This is a genomic window from Plantactinospora sp. CNZ320 (genome assembly GCF_002846275.1).
Genome location: NZ_PJMP01000001.1, coordinates 2,699,021 through 2,718,964, shown reverse-complemented (window position 1 = coordinate 2,718,964; position 19,944 = coordinate 2,699,021). Strand labels below are relative to the sequence as shown.

The window sequence follows — 19,944 nt, the reverse complement described above, 5'->3', positions numbered from 1 at the left end:
TGACAACCGGACACCAAACTACATCAGTGTTGTTTGAGTCGGCATCCCCACTGGCGGGGGTCGGGGTGAGACCGGTTTCACGGTCGTGCCGGGGTTGCCGACTCGGGCCAGTGGGCACTGCGGTGTTCACGTGCGTGACAGGGGCACGGCACAGGGGGTGGGTGTCGCACGGCGGACGGAGGGGCGCGGGATGGGTGCACTGCGCAAGGCGGGGGTCTGGCTCGGGCTCGTCGAGGAGGATGACGAGCGGGCCTACGACGACGGTGGCTACGAGAAGAGTGGCTACCGCGAGTCGCGTTACCGGCAGAGCCGGTACGCCGACGAGTTCGCCGACGAGGACGAGGAGCAGGACGAGGCGCCGCCGCCCCGGCCCCGGGCCGGTGAGCGGACCCGGCTCGCCGAGCGCAACGTCGGCCGCTCCGTCGAGCACGACCGCGATCGCGATCGGGTCGATGGTGACCGTCCGGAGCGGACCGAACGCGCCGAGCGATCGAGCGTACGGTCGATCAGCCGGCCGAGTGGCACCGAGCCGTCCGCCGCGCTGACGTACCAGACCCGGGACAATCTCGCGCTCGCACCGCAGGCCCAGTTGCGGGAGCGGCCCGTGCCGGTGGAGCAGCCGGAGCAGCGTTACCAGATCACGACGCTGCACGTCACCACCTACCGCGAGGGTCGCACCATCGGTGAGCACTTCCGGGACGGCGTTCCGGTGATCATCAACCTCACCGAGATGGACGAGGCCGATGCCCGCCGATTGGTCGACTTCGCCGCCGGTCTGGCGTTCGGGCTGCGCGGTACGATCGAGCGCGTGACCAACCGGGTGTTCCTACTCTCACCGGCTAACGTCCAGGTCACCGCGGAGGACAAGGCCAAGATCGCTGAGGGTGGGTTTTTCAGCCTGAGCTAGCCCGACCGAGGGATCCGCCTGCCGTGCTTCTGTCCATCCTGTTTCAGGTCCTCTACCTGATCGTCTACGTCTTCCTGCTGGTGCTTTTGGCCAGGTTTGTCCTAAGTGCCGTCCTGCAGTACGGGCGCCGCTGGCAGCCGAGCCGGGGAGCCTCGGCAGGAATGGAGTCGGTGTGGAGCGTCACTGATCCGCCTCTCAAGGCGTTGAGGCGTGTGATCCCACCATTGCGAATTGGTACCGTGAGCATCGACCTGGCCTCCCTTGTGCTTCTGGTTATCCTGTTCGTGCTGATGAGATTCGTGTTAGGGCCGTTGATCAACAGTTCAGCAACCTGGTGACCGGCGTGCCGCGCGGCCGCAACTGACCCGAGGAGTTTCGATGCCGCTGACCCCGGCCGACGTGCACAACGTCGCCTTCAAGAAGCCACCGATCGGCAAGCGGGGCTATGACGAGGAGGAAGTCGACGCGTTTCTGGACGAGGTCGAGCGCGAGCTCGCCCGTCTGATCGAGGAGAACAACGAACTTCGCGCCCAGGTGGAGCGCGGTGGCCGTGGCGGCGCACCAGCCGGCCCGGGCCCCGACCCACGGCTGGCCGCCGAACTCAACGACGTCAAGGCCCAGCTCGACCGGGTGCAGCGCGACAAGGCCGCAGCCGAGCAGGCGGCCCGGGCGATGCAGGCCGAACTGGAGCAGGTCCGGGCCCAGGGCGGCCCGGCGGTCGGCGGCGGCGACGGGGAGCAGCAGGCTCTCCGGGTGCTGATGATGGCGCAGCGCACGGCGGACGACCACGTCTCCGACGCGCGCCGGGAGGCCGACCAGCTCCTCTCCGAGGCGCGGACCAAGGCCGAGGAGGTCACCCGGGAGGCGCGGGCCAAGGCCGACGCGCTGGAGCGGGACGCCCGCCAGCGGCACCAGGAGGCGATGGGCGGCCTGGACGCCAAGCGCACCGCGTTGCAGAAGCACATCGAGGAGCTCAAGCAGTTCGAGCGCGAGTACCGCACCCGGCTCAAGGCGTACCTGGAGAGCCAGTTGCGGGACCTCGACGGGCGTGGCCAGGGCCTTGAGGTGGAGATGACCCGGACCGACGGCAATCGGTCCGGTGGCAGCACTCCCGGCCTCGCCACCGCGGGCCTGGCCAACTCGTACGGCGGGAGCGGGCGCTCCGGCGCACTCGAGACCGGGCGCTGATCCCCTGACGGGGACCGGCGTGGTACGACAGGACGCGGCACGACAACCGGAACCGATGCGTCGGGGGTGAGCCGTGATAGTCGGCAGTCTGGTGCTCATCCTCGTCGCCGTCGCGTTGCTCGTGCTCGGTCTGGCGAGCGGGTCGAGCGGGCTGCTGATCAGCTCGATCGCGGTCAGCCTGCTGGCCGCCGTCGCACTGGTGGTGGGCGCCCGGCAGGCTGCCGGGGAGCGGGGCGTGGCCAGTGGCTTCGTTCCGGACGATGACGACGGGCTGGCCGCACGTGGTGGCGGCGGCGAGGGCGAACCACGCCGTCGCCGGCCACCGACCAGCACCCGGATGGCACCGACCGACCCACGCCTCGGCGGCGACGCGACCGACCCGTTCGGCGAGAGCGGATCGGTGCTCACCGAGCCTGTCGAGGCAACGGTTCCCTCCCAGGCCACCCGGGCCGGCACTCGCCGAGACGGCCACCCGGACGGCGGCGCTGACGACGACGACACCGGCTGGCGGCAACCGGCCGGCGCGTCGGAGGCGCCGGTGGCGGGCCCGGGCGCGCAGGGGGAGCCGGACGGCGACCTCCCGGCGGACGAGCCGGCATCCCAGCCGGTCTCCGAGGCCGACGCCGCGCTTGTCGCCGCCCTGCTCGACGACGTGTACGTGGTCGACGGCCGACCGCGCTACCACCTCGCCCACTGTCCACACCTGTCCGGGCGGGAGAGCGAACCGCTTCCGGTGAGCGAGGCGGTGGAACTCGGTTTCACCCCGTGCGGGCTCTGCGAGCCGGACACCGCCCTGCTCGCAGATGCGCCCCGGGGCTGACCGCCGGCGCCGGTGGCATCGGCGCGGTTCGGCGGCGCGGAGGGTTCCGGTGTGGTCGCGGTGACCGGGCCGACGGTGCTGACCGTCGCGGTCCGGGTCAAGCCCGGCTCGTCCCGGGCCCGGGTCGGCGGTCGCTTCGACGGGCCGTACGGGCCCGCACTGGTGATCGCGGTACATCCACCGGCGGCCGACGGACGGGCCACCGAGGCGGCCCGGCGGGCGCTGGCCGAGGCGCTCCGGCTGCGGCCGGCGGCGGTGCGCCTGCGTACCGGTGCGGCCAGCCGCGACAAGCTCTTCCTGGTCGACGCTGCCGGTCCCGAGGTCGACGCGCGACTGCGCCAGCTGCGCGACGGATCCGCTCGGTGACGGGCCGGCCACCTGCGCGGCGGAGGTGACCGGTCGGCTCGACCTCGCCCTGCTGATCGGGGCGGCGGTACTGCTCGTCGCCGTCGGCGCGGTCCGGCTCTCGACCCGGCTCGGCGTACCGAGTCTGCTGTTCTATCTCGCCCTCGGGGTGGCGATCGGGAAATCCGGGCTCGGCATCCGGTTCGACGACGCCGAGCTGACCCGGGCACTCGGCTTCTGCGCGCTGATCGTGATCATCGCCGAGGGTGGTCTGACCGCCCGGTGGAGCACCCTGCGACCGGTACTCAGCGTCTCCATCACGCTGGCCACCGTCGGGGTGCTGGTCAGCGTCGGGGTGGTCGGGGTGGTGGTGCACGCCCTGCTCGGCCTGGACTGGCGGCTCGCGCTGCTCTACGGCGCGGTGCTCTCCTCCACCGACGCGGCGGCGGTCTTCGCCACGCTGCGCTGGCTGCGGCTGCCGCGTCGGCTGGTGGCGACCCTGGAGGCCGAGTCGGGGATGAACGACGCCCCGGTGGTACTGCTGGTGGTGCTGCTCTCCACCTCGTCGCTGGCCGGCCACCACTGGTGGTACGAGGCGCTGCTGGTCTGCTACGAACTCGCCGTCGGCGCCGTACTCGGCTTCGGGGTGGGGATGCTCGGTCGGTGGACGTTGCGCCGGGCCGCCCTGCCCTCCTCCGGGCTCTATCCGATCGCCGCGGTCGGCCTGACCGTGCTGGCGTACGGGGTGGCGACCGTGCTGCACGCCTCCGGCTTCATCGCGGTCTACGTCGCCGGGGTGGTGCTGGGCAACTCGCGGCTGCCGCACCGGCAGGCGATCCTCGGGTTCGCCGACGGGTTGGCCTGGCTAGCCCAGATCGGCCTCTTCGTGCTGCTCGGGCTGCTCAGCTCGCCGGGCCGGCTGGAGGACGCGCTGCTGCCGGCGGTGGTCACCGGGCTGGCCCTGACCTTCCTGGCCCGGCCGCTGTCGGTACTGGTCAGCGCGACCGGGTTCCGGGTGGGTCTGCGGGAGCAGGCGTACCTGTCCTGGGCGGGGCTGCGCGGGGCGGTGCCGATCGTGCTCGCCACCATTCCGCTCTCCGAGGGGCTGCCCGGTGCCGACCAGCTCTTCGACACCGTCTTCGTACTTGTGGTGATCTTCACACTGGTGCAGGCCGGTACCCTGGCGCCGGTGGCCCGCCGGCTGGGGATAGCCGCCCCGGCCGAGCTGACCGAGCTGCGGGTGGAGACCGCTCCGCTGGAACGGATGCGGGCGGACCTGTTGCAGTTGGAGATTCCGCCGGGTTCGCGGTTGGTCGGCGTACACCTGGACGAGCTGCGGTTGCCGGTGGGTGCCTCGGTCACGCTGGTCTCCCGGGACGGCGTCGGGTTCGTGCCCGGGCCGGACACCCGGCTCAAGGTCGGGGACAGCCTGTTGATCGTGGCGACGGCCCGGGTTCGGGACGAGGTGGAGCGTCGGCTTCGGGCGGTCAACCGACGCGGTCGACTGGCCCGCTGGTTTGGGGAGTACGGCGACGATCGTACCTGATACTGCTATTGTTCCCTTTGCCCGGTTTGCGGATTATTACGGGTTGAAATCGGTAACATCGGTGCGGCATGTTGTCGGACGTCTGTACGTTCCGTATTCTTGCCAACCTCCGGAGTGCGCGGCGTCCCGCCGCGCGCCCGTTTTTGCAATGGGGGGCGTCGTGGTCGGACGGGCAGGGGCCGGAGGCGAGACAACCGGAATGTCCGGTTCGTTGCCCGTGCCGCACCCGACCGGACAATCCCGCACCGCCGCGCGGCACAAGCGTCCGGCGCCTCCGGGACCCGGCGGCGGATTCCGCCGGCAGCACCCCACCGGTCGCGCCCGCCGCGGCGACCGGACCGCGCAGGACCTGCCGGACCGTCACGGGAGCGTCGGAGGTTCCTGTCCAGGCACGGCCGACCGCCGCGGAGTCCGCGGCCGAGGGAGCGACGATGGCTAAGCCAGCCGAGACCAGGACCGCCGGCCGCAAGTCGGCCCCGAAGACGTCGCGCAGCGCCGCGGAGACCGAGAAGATCCGCGCCGCGCTGGCGGCCCGCCGGGACGAACTCCGTGCCGAGTACGATCAGACGCTGAGCGAGATCACCGAGCTGCAGCGCGACCGGTTGACCGACTCGGCCGGGGACGACCAGGCCGACACCGGCACCAAGACGTTCGAGCGGGAGCAGGAGATTTCCCTCGCCAACAGCATCCTGGAACGCATCACACAGGTGGAGCGGGCACTGGAGCGGCTTGACGAGGGCAGCTACGGCTGGTGCGAGCGGTGCGGCAATCCGATCCCGGTGGAGCGGCTCGCCGCGTTCCCCTCCGCCACGCTGTGCGTCTCGTGCAAGCAGTTGGAGGAGCGCCGGTGAGCCGCACCGGGCGGTGAAGCTGACGGAAGGGACTCCTGCTGAACATCGACGACGAGCGGACGACCACCGACGACGAAGCGACCGCGCAGGCCCGGGCGACCGGGCCCGGGGCGGATCCGTCCACACCGGGGCGGGGCCGGCGGGTGGCCGTCACGGTACTGCTGGCCACCGCCGTACTGGCCTGGCTCGCCGATCTCGGCACGAAGCACCTCGCCCTGCAGACCCTCGCCGACCGTGATCCGGTACGCCTGCTCGGCGGCGCCGTCTATCTGACCCTGACCCGGAACAGCGGGGCGGCGTTCAGCCTCGGTTCCGACTACACCTGGATCTTCCCGCTGGTCACCGCAGGGGTGATCGGTTGGATCGGCTGGATGGCCGTCCGGCTGCGCTCGCTGCCCTGGGCGATCTCACTCGGCCTGGTCCTCGGCGGCGCCCTCGGCAACCTGACCGACCGGATCTTCCGGGCACCGGACCTGTTCGTCGGGCACGTGGTCGACATGGTCAGCCTCTTCGACCCGTACGGGCAGGTCTGGCCGATCTTCAACCTGGCGGACAGCGCCCTGGTCAGCGGCGTCGTCCTGGCGGTGCTGCTGGAGTTGAGCGGCCGGCAGCGGGACGGCACCCGGCTGCGTTCCCGGCCGAAGGGCAGCGACGCCGAAGCCGAGCCCGAAACCAGAACCGAGCACGAGACCAGAACCGAGCCCGAACCCAGAACCGGGACCGGAACCAGGACCGACACCGAGCGACGGGACCTGTCGTGACCTCCATCTCCGACGCCGGCCCGCTGCGGCCGGCCGGCGACCGGCGTTCCCTGCCGGTACCCGACGGCCTCGACGGCATGCGGCTGGACCAGGCGGTGTCCCGGCTCTTCGGTCTGTCCCGCACCGTGGCGGCGGCGCTTGTCGAGGCCGGTGACGCCCTGGTCGACGGTGCCGCCCGGCCGAAGTCCGACCGGGTCTCGGCAGGCTCGTGGCTGGAGGTGGTGCTGCCGGCGCCACCCAGCGCGCCGACAGTCATCGCCGAGACGGTGCCCGGCCTGCGGGTCGTCTACTCCGACGACGACATCGTGGTGGTCGACAAGCCGGTCGGGGTGGCGGCACACCCGAGTCCCGGGTGGAGCGGCCCCACCGTGATCGGCGGGCTGGCCGCGCTCGGGCACACCATCGCGACCAGCGGCGCGGCCGAGCGGCAGGGCGTCGTGCACCGGCTGGACGTCGGCACCACCGGCGTGATGGTGGTGACCAAGAGCGAGCAGGCGTACAGCCTGCTGAAGCGGGCGTTCAAGGCCCGCGAGGTGGAGAAGCGCTACCACGCGGTGGTGCAGGGGCATCTCGACCCGCTGCGCGGCACCGTCGACGCCCCGATCGACAGGCACCCGACCCACGACTACCGCTGGGCGGTGGTGGCCGGCGGCAAGCCGAGCATCACCCACTACGACACCCTGGAGGCGTTCCCGGCGGCGAGCCTGCTCGACGTACGGCTGGAGACCGGGCGTACGCACCAGATCCGGGTGCACCTCTCCACGCTGCGGCACCCCTGTGTCGGTGATCTGACATACGGTGCCGATCCGACCCTGGCGGCCCGGCTCCGGCTCACCCGTCAGTGGCTGCACGCCCGCGAGTTGGCCTTCGCACACCCCCGGACGGGCGAGCAGGTCCGGTTCGTCAGCGACTACCCTGACGACCTGGAAGTTGCACTCCGCATCCTGCGCGACTGACCGACCGGCAGGGATCACCCGACGAGGGAGTTCGTCCGTGCGCCTCGGCGATCTGTTGCGACAGTTGGACAGCCGACTGTTGCCGCCCCTGGCCCGGGGCATGGCCCGGCTCGGGTACGGCCCGCTCCGGCTCCGGCTGCTGACCACGGTCGCGCTGCTCTGCTCGGCGGCCGTACTCGTCACCGCCGTCTGGGCGGCTGACCGGCGGCCGGCCGGCGACCCGACCGTCGGCGAGGTGACCCGGGTCGGGGTGATGCAGGGCGAGTCGATCCCCGACTACGTGGAGGCGACCCGGGGAGAGTTGCGCTCGCTGATCGCCGCCAGCGCCGCCGAGCCGGCGGAGCCGACGTACGCCCTGGTCACCATGTCGGCCTATCTCGCGCCGGACCGGTTGACCCCGGTGCTGACCGGGATCGGTGTCTCGGAGGTCTTCGCCCGGCTGTGGCGCCCCGGCACCCAGACCGAGATCGTCCGCATTCCGGCGATGCGGGTCCCGGACGACGTGGTCGCCGGGATGTCGGAGGTGGCGGCCCGCAAGGACCAGGAGGCCCGGGACTACCAGGAGCGGGCCGCCGGGGTCAGCGGCGACGGCGCCGGGGAGCGGGAACTGCGCCGGTACTACTCGAGTGGCGCCCGCGTCGCCGACGAGGAGGCGACCGCCTACCGGATCGGATGCTCGTGCGTCTACGCGGCGGTGGTCCGCGGTGAACCGGTCGCACTGGAGCGGATCGCCGCCCGACCCGAGGTACGGGCCGTCGACCCGGCACCGGAGGTACGGCGACTGGACCGTACCGTCTTCACACCGCCGCTGCCCGAGCAGTCCGACGTGGCCCGCCCGCCCGCCGACGCGAGCCTGCCGGCGACCGACGGCGACGAGACCGCTGACCCGGACGCCGGGGGTACGCCGGAGGCTGACCCGCCCGCCCCGCCGACCTCGACCCGTCCGGCGGCCGACCCACCGGTCGCCGGTACCGCGAGTCCGGTCGGTCCCGGCGGCACGGCGCCGCCGCCCACGGCGGACTCCCCGGTGGAGGACGATCCACCGAGGCCGGACCCGCCGGTTGATTCGCCGACGGCCGAGATACCGTCGGACCGGCCGCCGGTCGAGGCACCGCCGGTCGAACCGCCCACCACCGGGGCGAGCGGCGGAGCGTGACGGTGGGCGGCACGATGGACGTCTGGTCGACGGTGGGCACGCCGACGGCGATGGATGCGCTGGCGTAGGTGGCCCGAATAGGGTTTGCTTCGTAGCCTGTCAGGGCGGGGACCGATGGTGCTGGGAGGGGCGAGCCGTGGACGGCACCGAGACCGGCTGGGGCCGGCCGGCGGAATCAGCGCCGCGTTGGCGGGCGCTGCTCGACCGGGCCCTGCACGGCGGTCGCACCGACGAGCAGCGGGTTCTCGACGAGCGAGCCGGGCCGGAGCCGCCTGCCGAGGGCGGCTCGACCGGCCGGTTCGCCGGTAACGGGTACCCGAACAGGCCCGAGCCCGACCCTCGCCCGCCGGCCCCGGGGCACCCGGCCCGGCCCGGTTATCCGGAGCCGGCAGGTTACGGCGGCGCCGGTTATCCGGGGGAGTCCCGCTACGCCGCCCTGGAGGAGGGGTACCGGCCAGATCCCGGCTTCGGTGCCGCACGCCCGGCCGACCCCGGATACCGTCCCGGGCCGGTGCACCCCGCGGAGCCCGGCTACCGTCCCGGCCCGGACTACCGGACCGGCCCCGACCGGCGGGAGCCCGGTTATCCGCCCGGCGGCTACCGGCCGGACCCCGGCTACCGGCCGGAGCCGGTAGAGCCGTACCGCCCGGAGCCTGGGGAGCCGTACCGGCCGGAGCCGGGTGAGCCGTACCGGCCGGAACCGGGTCCGGACTTTCCCGGCGAGTCCCGCTATGCCGCCCTCGGCAGCGGCTACCAGCCCCCGCCGCCGGTGGTGCCGGCGCCGCGACCGGCCCTGCCCAGCCCGCCGCCACCGGGCCGTCGCGGCGAGCCGCCCCCGGCACAGCGGGCGGTGCCGCCGCCCGCCGGTCGGTCGGTTCCGGCGCAGCGCGGCTCGCTGGCGCCGCCGGCCGCCCCGCCCGTCATCCCGCCACCCGGCCCGGCACCGGGACATCCGCCGGCCGCCGGCTATCCGGCGGTGGACGTCGGGTACGCCCCGGTGTCCCGCCGGGCCAGCGTCGAGCCCTATCCGAGCCGGCAGCAGCGGTCGGCCGACCCCGAGGTGGAGCGCGCCCGCAACGTGTTGCGCCGCGAACTCGGCTCACCCCGGGTGGTCGCCTTCGCCAACCCGAAGGGCGGTGTGCACAAGACCACCGCGACGGTGCTCGCCGCGGCGACGGTGGGCAGCGTACGCGGCCGTGGCGTGCTCGCCTGGGACGACAACGAACTGCGCGGCACCCTCGGCCTGCGGGCCGGTAGCGCCCGGCACGCCCGTACGATCCGGCACCTGGTCGCCGACCTGATCGAGATCGAGGCGCTGCCGAGTACCCAGTTGCTCGACCGGCTCGACGACTATCTCCGGCACGCCTCCGACGGCTCGTACGACGTGCTGGCCGGCGAGGAGAGTCCCCGGTTCGCCCATCGTCTCGACCAGCACACCGTCCGGCGGGTGCTGGAACTGCTCCGCCGCACCCACGACGTGATCTGTGTCGACACCGGCAACAACGTGGAGAGTTCCAACTGGCAGACGGTGCTGCGCGCCGCCGACCAGCTGGTGGTGACCACGGTGCCCCGGGAGGACGCCGCCTACACCGCCGACTGGATGCTGGACCTGCTGCACGACATCGGCATGGGCGAGCTGGCCGACAACGCGGTCACCCTGCTCTCCTGCCCGACGCCGGGCCGCTCGCCGCTGCTGGACGACCTGAAGCGGCACTTCGCCACCCGGACCCGCGCGGTGGCGGTGGTGCCGTACGACCCGGCGCTGGAGACCGGCTCCTCGATCGAGTACGCCCAACTGGCGCAGGAGACCCGGGACGCGTGGCTCCAGGCGGCGTCGATGATGCTGGAGCCGTTCGCCCGCTGACGGTGTAAGGAAGGGCCCCCGCTTATCGCTTTCTGTCGTACAAGGGCCCCTTCCTAACGGGCAGGGCGGATGTGTGGGGCAGGTCGCCGAGGGAGTGTCAAGGCTGGAGACCGGGAGGCCCTGAGGCTAGGCTCGGGTGCCGGCGGTCGCGCCGCGAGGGGCGGCCCCGCCGTCGGGGCACGGACCGTGCCGTCCGGCCCACGCTCGCCCGGCGCTGCGTGGTGCCGTTTGGGGGATGCGTCGCTGGGTGACCGGCAGCCGCCGTCGAGTTTTCGTCGGGGTGCCGGTCGGCAGCCGCATGAGGGGAAGGGGGCCCTGGGGTGTCTGACTCGTTCGTGCACCTGCACGTGCACACCGAGTACTCGATGCTCGACGGGGCGGCCCGACTCAAGGAGTTGTTCGCCGAGACCAACCGGCTGGGCATGCCGGCCCTGGCGATGACCGACCACGGCAACCTCTTCGGGGCGTACGACTTCCACAAGCAGGCCACGGCCGCCGGAGTGAAGCCGATCATCGGGGTCGAGTCGTACCTGACCCCGGGGACCGACCGGCGGGAACGGACCCGGGTCCGCTGGGCCGACGGTGGCGAGAACGACGTCTCCGGCGGTGGGGCGTACACCCACATGACGATGATCGCCGGGGATGCGGACGGCCTGCGGAACCTGTTCCGGCTGAACTCGCGATCGAGCCTGGAGGGCTACTACTTCAAGCCGCGGGCCGACCGGGAACTGCTGCACCAGTACGGCAAGGGGATCATCGCCACCACCGGCTGCCCCTCCGGCGAGGTGCAGACCTGGCTGCGGATCGGCAACTTCGACAAGGCGTGCGAGTCGGCGGCGGAGTTCCGGGACATCTTCGGGGCGGACAACTACTACCTGGAGGTGATGGATCACGGGCTCGACATCGAGACCCGGATCCGGCAGGACCTGATCCGGCTGGGCAAGAAGCTCAACCTCAAGCCGGTGGCCACCAACGACCTGCACTACACCTACGAGAAGGACGCCGACGCGCACGAGGTGCTGCTCTGCGTGCAGTCCGGCTCGACGCTCGCCGACCCGAAGCGGTTCAAGTTCGACGCGCGGGACTTCTATCTGAAGTCGGCGGCCGAGATGCGCGCGCTCTGGGACTCGGAGGTGCCGGGGGCCTGCGACAGCACGCTGGAGATCGCGGAACGGATCGGCGACTACTCGGAGCTGTTCGCCCCGCGCAACCTGATGCCGCAGTTCCCGGTGCCGGCCGGCGAGACCGAGGAGACGTACCTGCGCAAGGAGGTGATGCGCGGGCTGGAGCGGCGCTTCCCGGACGGGGTGCCGGAGGACCGTCGGCAGCAGGCCGAGTACGAACTCGGCGTCATCCTCAAGATGGGCTTCCCGGGCTACTTCCTGGTCACCGCCGACCTGGTCGCGTACGCCAAGCGGGAGGGGATCCGGGTCGGGCCGGGCCGTGGTTCGGCGGCGGGCGCCCTGATCGCGTACGCGCTCGGCATCACCGAACTGGACCCGATGGCGCACGGCCTGCTCTTCGAGCGCTTCCTCAACCCCGATCGCGTGTCGATGCCCGACATCGACATGGACTTCGACGAGCGTAGGCGCGGCGACATGATCCGCTACGCCACGGAGAAGTACGGCGAGGAGCGGGTCGCGCAGATCATCACGTACGGCACCATCAAGGCGAAGGCGGCGATCAAGGACGCGGCCCGGGTCCTCGGGTACCCGTTCGCGATGGGCGACCGGATCACCAAGGCGATGCCCCCGGCGGTGATGGGCAAGGACATCCCGCTCGGCGGCATCTTCGACCCCGGGCACCCGCGCTACCAGGAGGCGGCGGAGTTCCGGCAGCTCTACGACGGCGACGGCGAGGTACGCAAGGTCGTCGACACCGCCAAGGGCCTGGAGGGGCTGAAGCGGCAGTGGGGGGTGCACGCGGCCGGGGTGATCCTGTCCCGGGACCCGCTGGTGGACGTGCTGCCGATCCAGAAGCGCGAGCAGGACGGCTCGATCATCACCCAGTGGGACATGGGTGCCTGCGAGACCATCGGCCTGCTCAAGATGGACTTCCTGGGCCTGCGCAACCTGACCATCATGGACGACGCGCTCGAGGCGATCCGGGAGAACCGGGGCGAGAACCTGGTGCTGGAGGACCTGCCGCTGGACGACAAGGCGACGTACGCCCTGCTCGGCCGGGGTGACACCCTCGGGGTGTTCCAGTTCGACGGCGGCCCGATGCGGGCGCTGCTGCGGTCGATGGCACCGGACAACTTCGAGGACATCTCGGCGGTCGGCGCGCTCTACCGGCCCGGTCCGATGGGCGCGAACGCGCACAACGAGTACGCCGACCGCAAGAACAACCGCAAGCCGGTGGTACCGATCCACCCCGAACTCGCCGAGTCGTTGCAGGACATCCTCGGTGACACCTACGGGCTGATCGTCTACCAGGAGCAGGTAATGGCGATCGCCCAGAAGGTGGCCGGCTACTCGCTCGGCAAAGCAGACCTGCTGCGCCGGGCGATGGGCAAGAAGAAGAAGGAGATCCTCGACAAGGAGTTCGCGCCCTTCGCCGCCGGCATGAAGGCAAACGGCTACAGCGACGCGGCGATCAAGACCCTCTGGGACATCCTGGTCCCGTTCTCCGACTACGCGTTCAACAAGGCGCACAGCGCGGCGTACGGCGTGGTCTCCTACTGGACCGCCTACCTCAAGGCGAACTACCCGGCGGAGTACATGAGCGCACTGCTCACCTCCGTCGGCGACGACAAGGACAAGTCGGCGGTCTACCTGGCCGAGTGCCGGCGGATGGGCATCAAGGTGCTGCCGCCGGACGTGAACGAGTCCAACGCCCGGTTCGCCGCGGTCGGCAAGGACATCCGGTTCGGGCTCGGCGCGGTCCGCAACGTCGGCGCGAACGTGGTCGAGTCGATCCGGCGGGCCCGCAAGGAGAAGGGCAAGTTCACCGACTTCTACGACTACCTGCGCAAGGTCGACGCGGTGGCCTGCAACAAGCGCACCATCGAATCACTCATCAAGTCGGGGGCGTTCGACTCGCTCGGGCACACCCGCAAGGGGCTGCTCGCCGTACACACCGACGCGATCGACTCGTTCATCGCGCTCAAGCGCAACGAGGCGGTCGGCCAGTACGACCTCTTCGGCGACGCGTTCGGCGGCGGCGATGACGGCGGTGGGGGCGGCATGGTGGTGACCCCGCCGATCCCGAGCGGCGAGTGGGACAAGACCGACCTGCTCACCTTCGAGCGCGAGATGCTCGGCCTCTATGTCTCCGACCATCCGCTCTTCGGTGTCGAGCACGTGCTGGCCGCCGCCGCCGACATGTCAATCGCGGCGCTGGCCGAGGAGGGCGGGGTCGCCGACGGGCAGGTGGTCAACCTGGCCGGCATCCTCTCCGGGGTGCAGCGCCGGATCACCAAGCAGGGCCGGGCGTGGGCCTCGGCGACCCTGGAGGACCTCGGCGGCGCGGTCGAGGTGCTCTTCTTCCCGAACACCTACGAGCTGGTCGGGCAGTACATCGCCGAGGACGCGATCGTGGTGGTCAAGGGCCGGGTCGACCGCCGCGACGACCAGCCCCGGCTGATGGCGATGGACCTGTCGATGCCCGACATCACCGCACCGGACGAGGTGAAGCCGGTGGTGCTGGCCCTGCCGCCGTCCCGCTGCACGCCGCCGCTTGTGGAACGGCTCCGCGAGGTGCTGGCCAGCCATCCCGGCTCGGCCGAGGTGCACGTCAAGCTGGTCAACGGCTCCCGGGCCACCCTGCTGCGGCTCAGCCCGCTCCGGGTGGCGCCCACCACCGCGCTGATGGCCGACCTCAAGGCGCTGCTCGGCCCGAGCGCCGTCGCCGGCTGACCCCCCCCGCGCCTCGCGCCGCGAGGCGCGGCGGTTTGTGCGTGCTGGATGTCGTGGTAGCGACAGTCACCGCGCACAAACCACTGTTTGATTGCCGGGTGCGGGTGCCGGATGATGAGGCTAGCGGGCTGGAGTGGTTGTTGTTCGAGCAGGCGGGGGTGGTCACCTGGAGTCAGGCTGTTGCCGAGCTGACTCCCTCGAAGGTGCGGCACCTGCTCAACACCGGCCGCTGGCGCCGGGTGGCACACAATCTGTTGATAACGCAGAACGGCCAGTTCACGCGTGAGCAGCAGTGGTGGGTGGCGGTGCTCGCCGCCGGTGACGGCGCGCTTCTCGCCGGTCTGGCGTCGGCCCGCGCCGGCGGGCTACGTGGGACGTGGCGTAGCGACGTGGTCGACGTGCTCGTTCCGTACGGTAAGGGAGCGCCGAACCTGTTGCGTCGGTTGCCGCTGGGGCTGCCGGCCGTACGCGTACGCCGGACCCGGCACCTGCCCGACGCCGACCGCCAGCGGGGCCGGCCGGATCGCACCACGATGGCCCGTGCCCTCGTCGACGCGGCGCAGTGGGCGCGCACCGACGACGAGGCGCAGGTGATCCTCGCGGCCGGCTGCCAGCAACGACGTGTCACGCCGGCCGAGATTCATGCGGTGCTCGCGCGGATGCCCCGGGTGCGACGGCGGGCGCTGATGCGGCAGACGATGGCAGACATCGCGGGCGGAGCGGAGGCGCTCTCCGAGATCGACTTTGTCCGGCTCTGCCGCCGTCACCGGATACCGGTGCCGGATCAGCAGGAGCGTCGTACGGACGCGAGCGGTCGGGTCCGGTATCTCGACGCCTACTGGCGGCGGTGGCGGCTGCACGCCGAGGTCGACGGCGCGCACCACATGGATGCCCGACACTGGGCCGCGGACCTGCGTCGCCAGAACGAGATCTGGGTGGCCGGCGACCGCATCCTGCGCTTCACCGCCTTTGACGTGCGCCGCAAACCCGAGTACGTGGTGGCACAGGTGCGCGCCGCCCTCGAAGCGGCAGGCTGGCGCGAGAGTTCGTGAACACTCCTTGCCGTAACGTCCGTCGACAGAACTGCGCGGGCTCACATCGATTTCTAGCGGCACATCGCGCTGCCTACCGACCAGGTTGGGCGGTTTCCTGTACCGGGACTCCGACCGTGCGCCGGGCCTGAGAGGATCATTTGGTGAGTCCGGCAACCAGCCGTCCCGACGGCACGTTTGACGACGGCGACGACCACCGCCCCCCGTCGACATCGACCCCACCTGCCCCGCCCCCCGCGTCCGGCGTCGAACCGGTGGGCGTCGGGGTGCCGCCACAAACGCCGGCAGGCTCGGACGGCTCTGCGCCCTCGGAGGGTGCCGGGCCGGCTCCGCTCGGGTACCCCGTCGTCCCGTCTCCGGGCGGGGGCGATCCGGCCGGGGGGCGGCTGCGGGGCGGGGCGGCCAGCGTCGCGGCGCTGCTGGCGCTGATCCTGTTGGGGGTCCCGTTCGGCCTGCTCTGGTCGGCCGTGTCGCCCGGTGTGCCGGTGGTGCAGACCGAGGACGGCGCGCTGCTGGCCGCGTCGCAGCCGGAGGAGTTCATCGCCGCTGACGGCTGGTTCAGCCTGCTCGGGTTCGCTCTCGGTGTGCTGGCCGCGATCGCGGTGTGGCTGCTGCTGCGCCGGCGCCGGGGACCGGTCGGCATGCTGGTGGCGGTGCTCGGCATGCTCGGCGCCGCCGTACTCGCCTGGCAGATCGGTCGGCAGATCGGCCTCGCCGGCTACGAGCGGCTGCTCGCCAGCGCCCCGCCCGGGGCGACGTTCAGCAAGCCGCCGGACCTGTACGGCGGGCAGTACGACTTGCTGCTCGGGTTCATCCCAGTCATCGGGGACCTGCTGGTGCCGGCGTTCGGCACGGTGGTGACGTACACCCTGCTCGCCGGCTGGTCCCGTTACCCCGGACTGCGCCCCGAGGCCGAGCCGGTGTTCCACCCCGAGGTCGAGCCGGCATCCCGGCCGGTCAGTTGGGACTTGCCGGTACCGCCAGCTCCGCCAGTGGCACCGGCACCGCCCGTACCTGGCGCAGCAGAGCCGCCTCGCGATTGAGCAGCCGGAGTTCCGCGCTCAGCCGGCCGGCGGTGTCCGGCGTCGCCAGCAGGCGCTGCCGGTCGGTGAGGGTCAGCGCGGCGGTCGCGGCCACCAGGTGGGACAGCACTGTCGGGTCGTCCGGCAACTGCTCGGCAAGCTCCTCCGGGTCGTCCCGGACCAGCGTGAGATAGCGCCGGAAGACCGCGAGTACCCGGGGCGCCAGCAGGTCGGCGAGCTGCTCCTGCCCGACCGGCTCCGGCAGCCACTCCACCTCGGCGGTCAGGTACGGCGTGCCGCCCTCCTCGACCCGGGCGATCCGGAACCGTCGGCGGCCCACGGTGACGATGTCCAGCCGACCGTCCGGCAGCTCGGTGACCTGCCGCAGCTCGGCGGTACAACCGACGTCGTGCAGGGAGACCGGCGGACCGTCAGGGCGCTGGTCGGTCAGCTCCGACTGGTCCGACCGCTCTTCCGGACCGGGCCGGGACTCGGCTTCGGGGCCGGCGGAGACCGTCGCCGACCCGCCGCTGCGGATGGCGACCACCCCGAACTCCCGGGGCGTGCCGTCCGGCAGGCCGCGCAGGTGCCGCATCAACTCCAGATAGCGCGCCTCGAAAATGTGCAACGGCAGGACCAAGCCGGGAAAGAGCACCGTCCCGAGCGGAAACACCGGCAGCCGCGCGTCCACCGTCCGAGCCTAGCCCGTCGCCCCCGGCGGTGAACCGCCCCGCCGGGGGCGATCCTGCCACCGGTCGGCCCCGCCCGTCCGGTCCCGTCGACCCTCGTGCCACCCGTCCGGTCCCGTCGACGTTCGTGCCACCCGCCCGGTCCCGTCGACGTTCGTGCCACCCGCCCGGTCCCGCTGTCCGGTCCCGTTCCACCCGCCCGGCCCCGCTGTCCGGTCCCGTCCCACCCGGTCGGTCCCGCTGTCCTGTCCTTCCGCCCGTCCGGTCCCTGCGTCCGGTCCCCGTTCCGTCCGGTCGGTCCCGTTCCGCCCGAGCGAGCGGCAGCGGCCGGGGCAGGTTGAAGCCCACCGGCCGGCGGCGCGGAGCCGCCACGGCGTGCCGGCGTACGCCCCCGGCAAAGGGGGTGGCCCGGGTCACCGTCCCGCCGGCTGGGCGGACGCGGTCCGATCGGTGGGCGCCGAATAGACTGCCAAGGGTGTTGAACCGGATCGACCTGCGCGGCGGTTGGCGTGACCCACGCTCGCTGCTGCCCCGTGCCCAGCTCGACGTCTCCGTGGCGGTGGAGAAGATCCGCCCGATCGTGGAGGCGGTCCGCGAGCATGGTTTCGCGGCGATCCAGGACGCCACCCATCGGCTCGACGGCCTGCGGCTGGACCGGTTCCGGGTGCCTGCCGAGGCGATCACCGAGGCCGAGTCGACGCTGGAGCCGGAGGTCCGGGCCGCGCTGGTCGAGTCGATCGACCGGGCCCGCCGGGTGCACGCCGACCAGCGGCGGGCCGACGTGACCACCGAGGTGGTGCCGGGCGGCACTGTCACCGAGCGCTGGGTCCCGGTCGACCGGGTCGGGCTCTACGTCCCCGGCGGCCTCGCGATGTACCCCTCGACCGTGGTGATGAACGTCGTGCCGGCCCAGGCGGCCGGCGTCCGCTCGCTGGTGGTGGCGAGCCCGCCGCAGCAGGAGTTCGGCGGCCTGCCCGACGCCCGGGTGCTCGCCGCCTGCGCGCTGCTCGGCGTCGACGAGGTGTACGCGGTCGGCGGTGCCCAGGCGATCGCCATGCTGGCGTACGGGGCGACGACGGACGCGGACGGGCAGACCCGGTGCGAGCCGGTCGACATGATCACCGGACCGGGCAACATCTGGGTCACCGCCGCCAAGCGGCTGCTCCGGGGTGTGGTCGGGATCGACGCCGAGGCCGGCCCGACCGAGATCGCCGTACTCGCCGACGAGACGGCCGACCCGGTGCACGTGGCGGCCGACCTGATCAGCCAGGCCGAGCACGATCCGCTGGCCGCGAGCGTGCTTGTCACGCCGTCGGTGGAGCTGGTCGAGGCGGTCGACCGGGAGCTGCGCCGGCAGGTGCCCGAGGCCAAGCACGCCGACCGGATCAGCACCGCGCTCGGCGGGCCGCAGAGCGGTGCGGTGCTGGTCGACGACCTGGCGGCGGGACTGCGGGTGGTCGACCTCTACGCCGCCGAGCACCTGGAGATCCAGACCCGGGACGCCCGCGAGTGGGCGATGCGGGTACGCAACGCCGGGGCGATCTTCGTCGGCCCGTACGCGCCGGTGTCGCTCGGCGACTACTGCGCCGGCTCCAACCACGTGCTGCCGACCGGCGGCTGTGCCCGGCACTCCTCGGGGCTCTCGGTGCAGTCCTTCCTGCGCGGCATCCACATCGTCGAATACGACGAGGCGGCGCTCCGGGACACCGCCCGGCACGTGGTGACACTTGCCGCCGTGGAGGATCTGCCCGCGCACGGCCAGGCGGTGCGGGTCCGGTTCCCGGAGAGTGTCGACGGGGCGGCGACGTGATCTCCCTTTCCGACCTGCCGATCCGCGACGACCTGCGCGGACGCAGCCCGTACGGTGCGCCGCAGCTCGACGTGCCGGTGCGGCTGAACACCAACGAGAACTCGTACCCGCTGCCGGAGGCGGTGGTGGAGGCGATCGGCAAGGCGGTCGCGGCCGAGCTGCGGGATCTGAACCGCTATCCCGACCGGGACGCGGTGGCGCTCCGGGCCGACCTCGCCGACTATCTCGGGCACGGGCTCGGCACCGCCAACGTCTGGGCGGCGAACGGGTCCAACGAGGTCCAGCAGCAACTGTTGCAGGTCTTCGGTGGGCCGGGGCGGACGGCGCTCGGCTTCACCCCGGCGTACTCGATGCATCCGCTGCTGGCCACCGGCACCGGCACGACCTGGCGGGACGGCGCCCGGGGCACCGACTTCGGGTTGACCGTCGCCGACGCCGTCGCGCAGGTCCGCGAGTACCAGCCGGATCTGGTCTTCCTCTGCTCGCCGAACAACCCGACCGGCACCGCCCTGGACCCGGCGGTGCTGGACGCGGTGCTGGCCGAGGCGCCCGGGATGGTGGTGGTGGACGAGGCGTACGCCGAGTTCGCCCGCCCCGGCACCCCGACCGCGCTGGCTCTGCTGCCCGGCCACCCCCGGCTGGTGGTGACCCGGACCATGAGCAAGGCGTTCGGTTTCGCCGGTGGGCGGCTCGGCTATCTCGCCGCCGATCCGGCGGTGGTGGACGCGGTGCAGCTCGTCCGGCTGCCCTACCACCTCTCGGCGCTCACCCAGGCCGCCGCCCGGGCGGCCCTGGCACACCGGGACCTGCTGCTCGGCACGGTCGAGGCGATCAAGGAGCAGCGGGACCGGATCGTGGCCGGGCTGCGTTCGTCCGGCCGGACGGTCGCCGACAGCGACGCCAACTTCGTGCTCTTCGCCGTCGGCGGCGACCAGCGGGTCGCCTGGCGGGCACTGCTCGACCACGGCGTGCTGGTCCGCGATGTCGGGCTGCCCGGCTGGCTGCGGGTCACCGCAGGCACGCCGGAGGAGACCGACGCCTTCTTCCGCGCCCTAGAATCGGTGCCGACCAGCTCCGATCCGACCGGCTCCGGGACGGCGTGATGCGTTACCGAACAGCA

17 protein-coding genes are annotated in these 19,944 nt (G+C 72.2%); 16 read left to right on the top strand and 1 reads right to left on the bottom strand.

Annotated elements, in window-relative coordinates:
• The first annotated feature begins 190 nt into the window (after window positions 1-190).
• The 14 genes from CLT71_RS11860 to CLT71_RS11790 all read left to right on the top strand — a co-directional run bounded on the left by CLT71_RS11860 (window position 191) and on the right by CLT71_RS11790 (window position 16,346).
• Complete coding sequence (locus CLT71_RS11860; RefSeq protein ID WP_101367145.1) at window positions 191-907, top strand: cell division protein SepF; 717 nt, start codon at window positions 191-193, stop codon at window positions 905-907.
• Window positions 908-930: 23 nt separating this feature from the next.
• A complete protein-coding gene (locus CLT71_RS11855; RefSeq protein ID WP_101367144.1) occupies window positions 931-1,245 on the top strand; it encodes a YggT family protein in 315 nt (104 codons plus the stop codon).
• A 40-nt stretch (window positions 1,246-1,285) separates the two neighbouring features.
• A complete protein-coding gene (locus CLT71_RS11850; protein WP_101367143.1) occupies window positions 1,286-2,095 on the top strand; it encodes a DivIVA domain-containing protein in 810 nt (269 codons plus the stop codon).
• A 73-nt stretch (window positions 2,096-2,168) separates the two neighbouring features.
• Window positions 2,169-2,915: a hypothetical protein gene (locus CLT71_RS11845; RefSeq protein ID WP_101367142.1), complete on the top strand. Its 747-nt coding sequence runs from the start codon at window positions 2,169-2,171 to the stop codon at window positions 2,913-2,915.
• 60 nt (window positions 2,916-2,975) lie between these two features.
• Complete coding sequence (locus CLT71_RS11840; protein ID WP_101371372.1) at window positions 2,976-3,281, top strand: DUF167 domain-containing protein; 306 nt, start codon at window positions 2,976-2,978, stop codon at window positions 3,279-3,281.
• A gap of 25 nt (window positions 3,282-3,306) precedes the next feature.
• Window positions 3,307-4,806 (top strand): potassium/proton antiporter, encoded by a 1,500-nt coding sequence (locus tag CLT71_RS11835; protein ID WP_101367141.1) that lies wholly within the window; start codon window positions 3,307-3,309, stop codon window positions 4,804-4,806.
• Window positions 4,807-5,237: 431 nt separating this feature from the next.
• Entirely contained in the window at window positions 5,238-5,657 is a 420-nt protein-coding gene (locus CLT71_RS11830; RefSeq protein ID WP_101367140.1) for a TraR/DksA family transcriptional regulator, read from the top strand.
• A 44-nt stretch (window positions 5,658-5,701) separates the two neighbouring features.
• Window positions 5,702-6,418: a signal peptidase II gene (gene lspA / locus CLT71_RS11825; RefSeq protein ID WP_486483669.1), complete on the top strand. Its 717-nt coding sequence runs from the start codon at window positions 5,702-5,704 to the stop codon at window positions 6,416-6,418.
• A gap of 77 nt (window positions 6,419-6,495) precedes the next feature.
• On the top strand, window positions 6,496-7,374 hold the full coding sequence (locus CLT71_RS11820; protein WP_101371371.1) for an RluA family pseudouridine synthase: 879 nt from the start codon (window positions 6,496-6,498) through the stop codon (window positions 7,372-7,374).
• 37 nt (window positions 7,375-7,411) lie between these two features.
• Window positions 7,412-8,530: a hypothetical protein gene (locus CLT71_RS11815; RefSeq protein WP_101367138.1), complete on the top strand. Its 1,119-nt coding sequence runs from the start codon at window positions 7,412-7,414 to the stop codon at window positions 8,528-8,530.
• Between the two features lie 136 nt (window positions 8,531-8,666).
• Entirely contained in the window at window positions 8,667-10,394 is a 1,728-nt protein-coding gene (locus CLT71_RS11810) for an AAA family ATPase (protein ID WP_101367137.1), read from the top strand.
• Between the two features lie 320 nt (window positions 10,395-10,714).
• Window positions 10,715-14,251: a DNA polymerase III subunit alpha gene (gene dnaE / locus CLT71_RS11800; protein WP_101367135.1), complete on the top strand. Its 3,537-nt coding sequence runs from the start codon at window positions 10,715-10,717 to the stop codon at window positions 14,249-14,251.
• 140 nt (window positions 14,252-14,391) lie between these two features.
• Window positions 14,392-15,303 carry a DUF559 domain-containing protein gene (locus tag CLT71_RS11795; protein WP_486483215.1) on the top strand — a complete coding sequence of 304 codons (912 nt, stop codon included), beginning with the start codon at window positions 14,392-14,394 and terminating at the stop codon, window positions 15,301-15,303.
• Between the two features lie 254 nt (window positions 15,304-15,557).
• A complete protein-coding gene (locus CLT71_RS11790) occupies window positions 15,558-16,346 on the top strand; it encodes a DUF2567 domain-containing protein (RefSeq protein WP_486483668.1) in 789 nt (262 codons plus the stop codon).
• Here the strand turns inward: CLT71_RS11790 and CLT71_RS11785 are convergent.
• Window positions 16,261-17,016 (bottom strand): LON peptidase substrate-binding domain-containing protein, encoded by a 756-nt coding sequence (locus tag CLT71_RS11785; RefSeq protein ID WP_101367134.1) that lies wholly within the window; start codon window positions 17,014-17,016, stop codon window positions 16,261-16,263. The genes CLT71_RS11790 and CLT71_RS11785 overlap by 86 nt on opposite strands.
• Before the next feature lie 473 nt (window positions 17,017-17,489).
• Here CLT71_RS11785 and hisD point away from each other — a divergent pair, with 473 nt between their 5' ends.
• A complete protein-coding gene (gene hisD / locus CLT71_RS11780) occupies window positions 17,490-18,824 on the top strand; it encodes a histidinol dehydrogenase (RefSeq protein ID WP_101367133.1) in 1,335 nt (444 codons plus the stop codon).
• Window positions 18,821-19,927, top strand: coding sequence for a histidinol-phosphate transaminase (locus CLT71_RS11775; RefSeq protein WP_101367132.1), 1,107 nt, complete (start codon window positions 18,821-18,823; stop codon window positions 19,925-19,927). Before hisD ends, CLT71_RS11775 begins: the two co-directional genes overlap by 4 nt.
• Window positions 19,928-19,944: the final 17 nt, after the last annotated feature.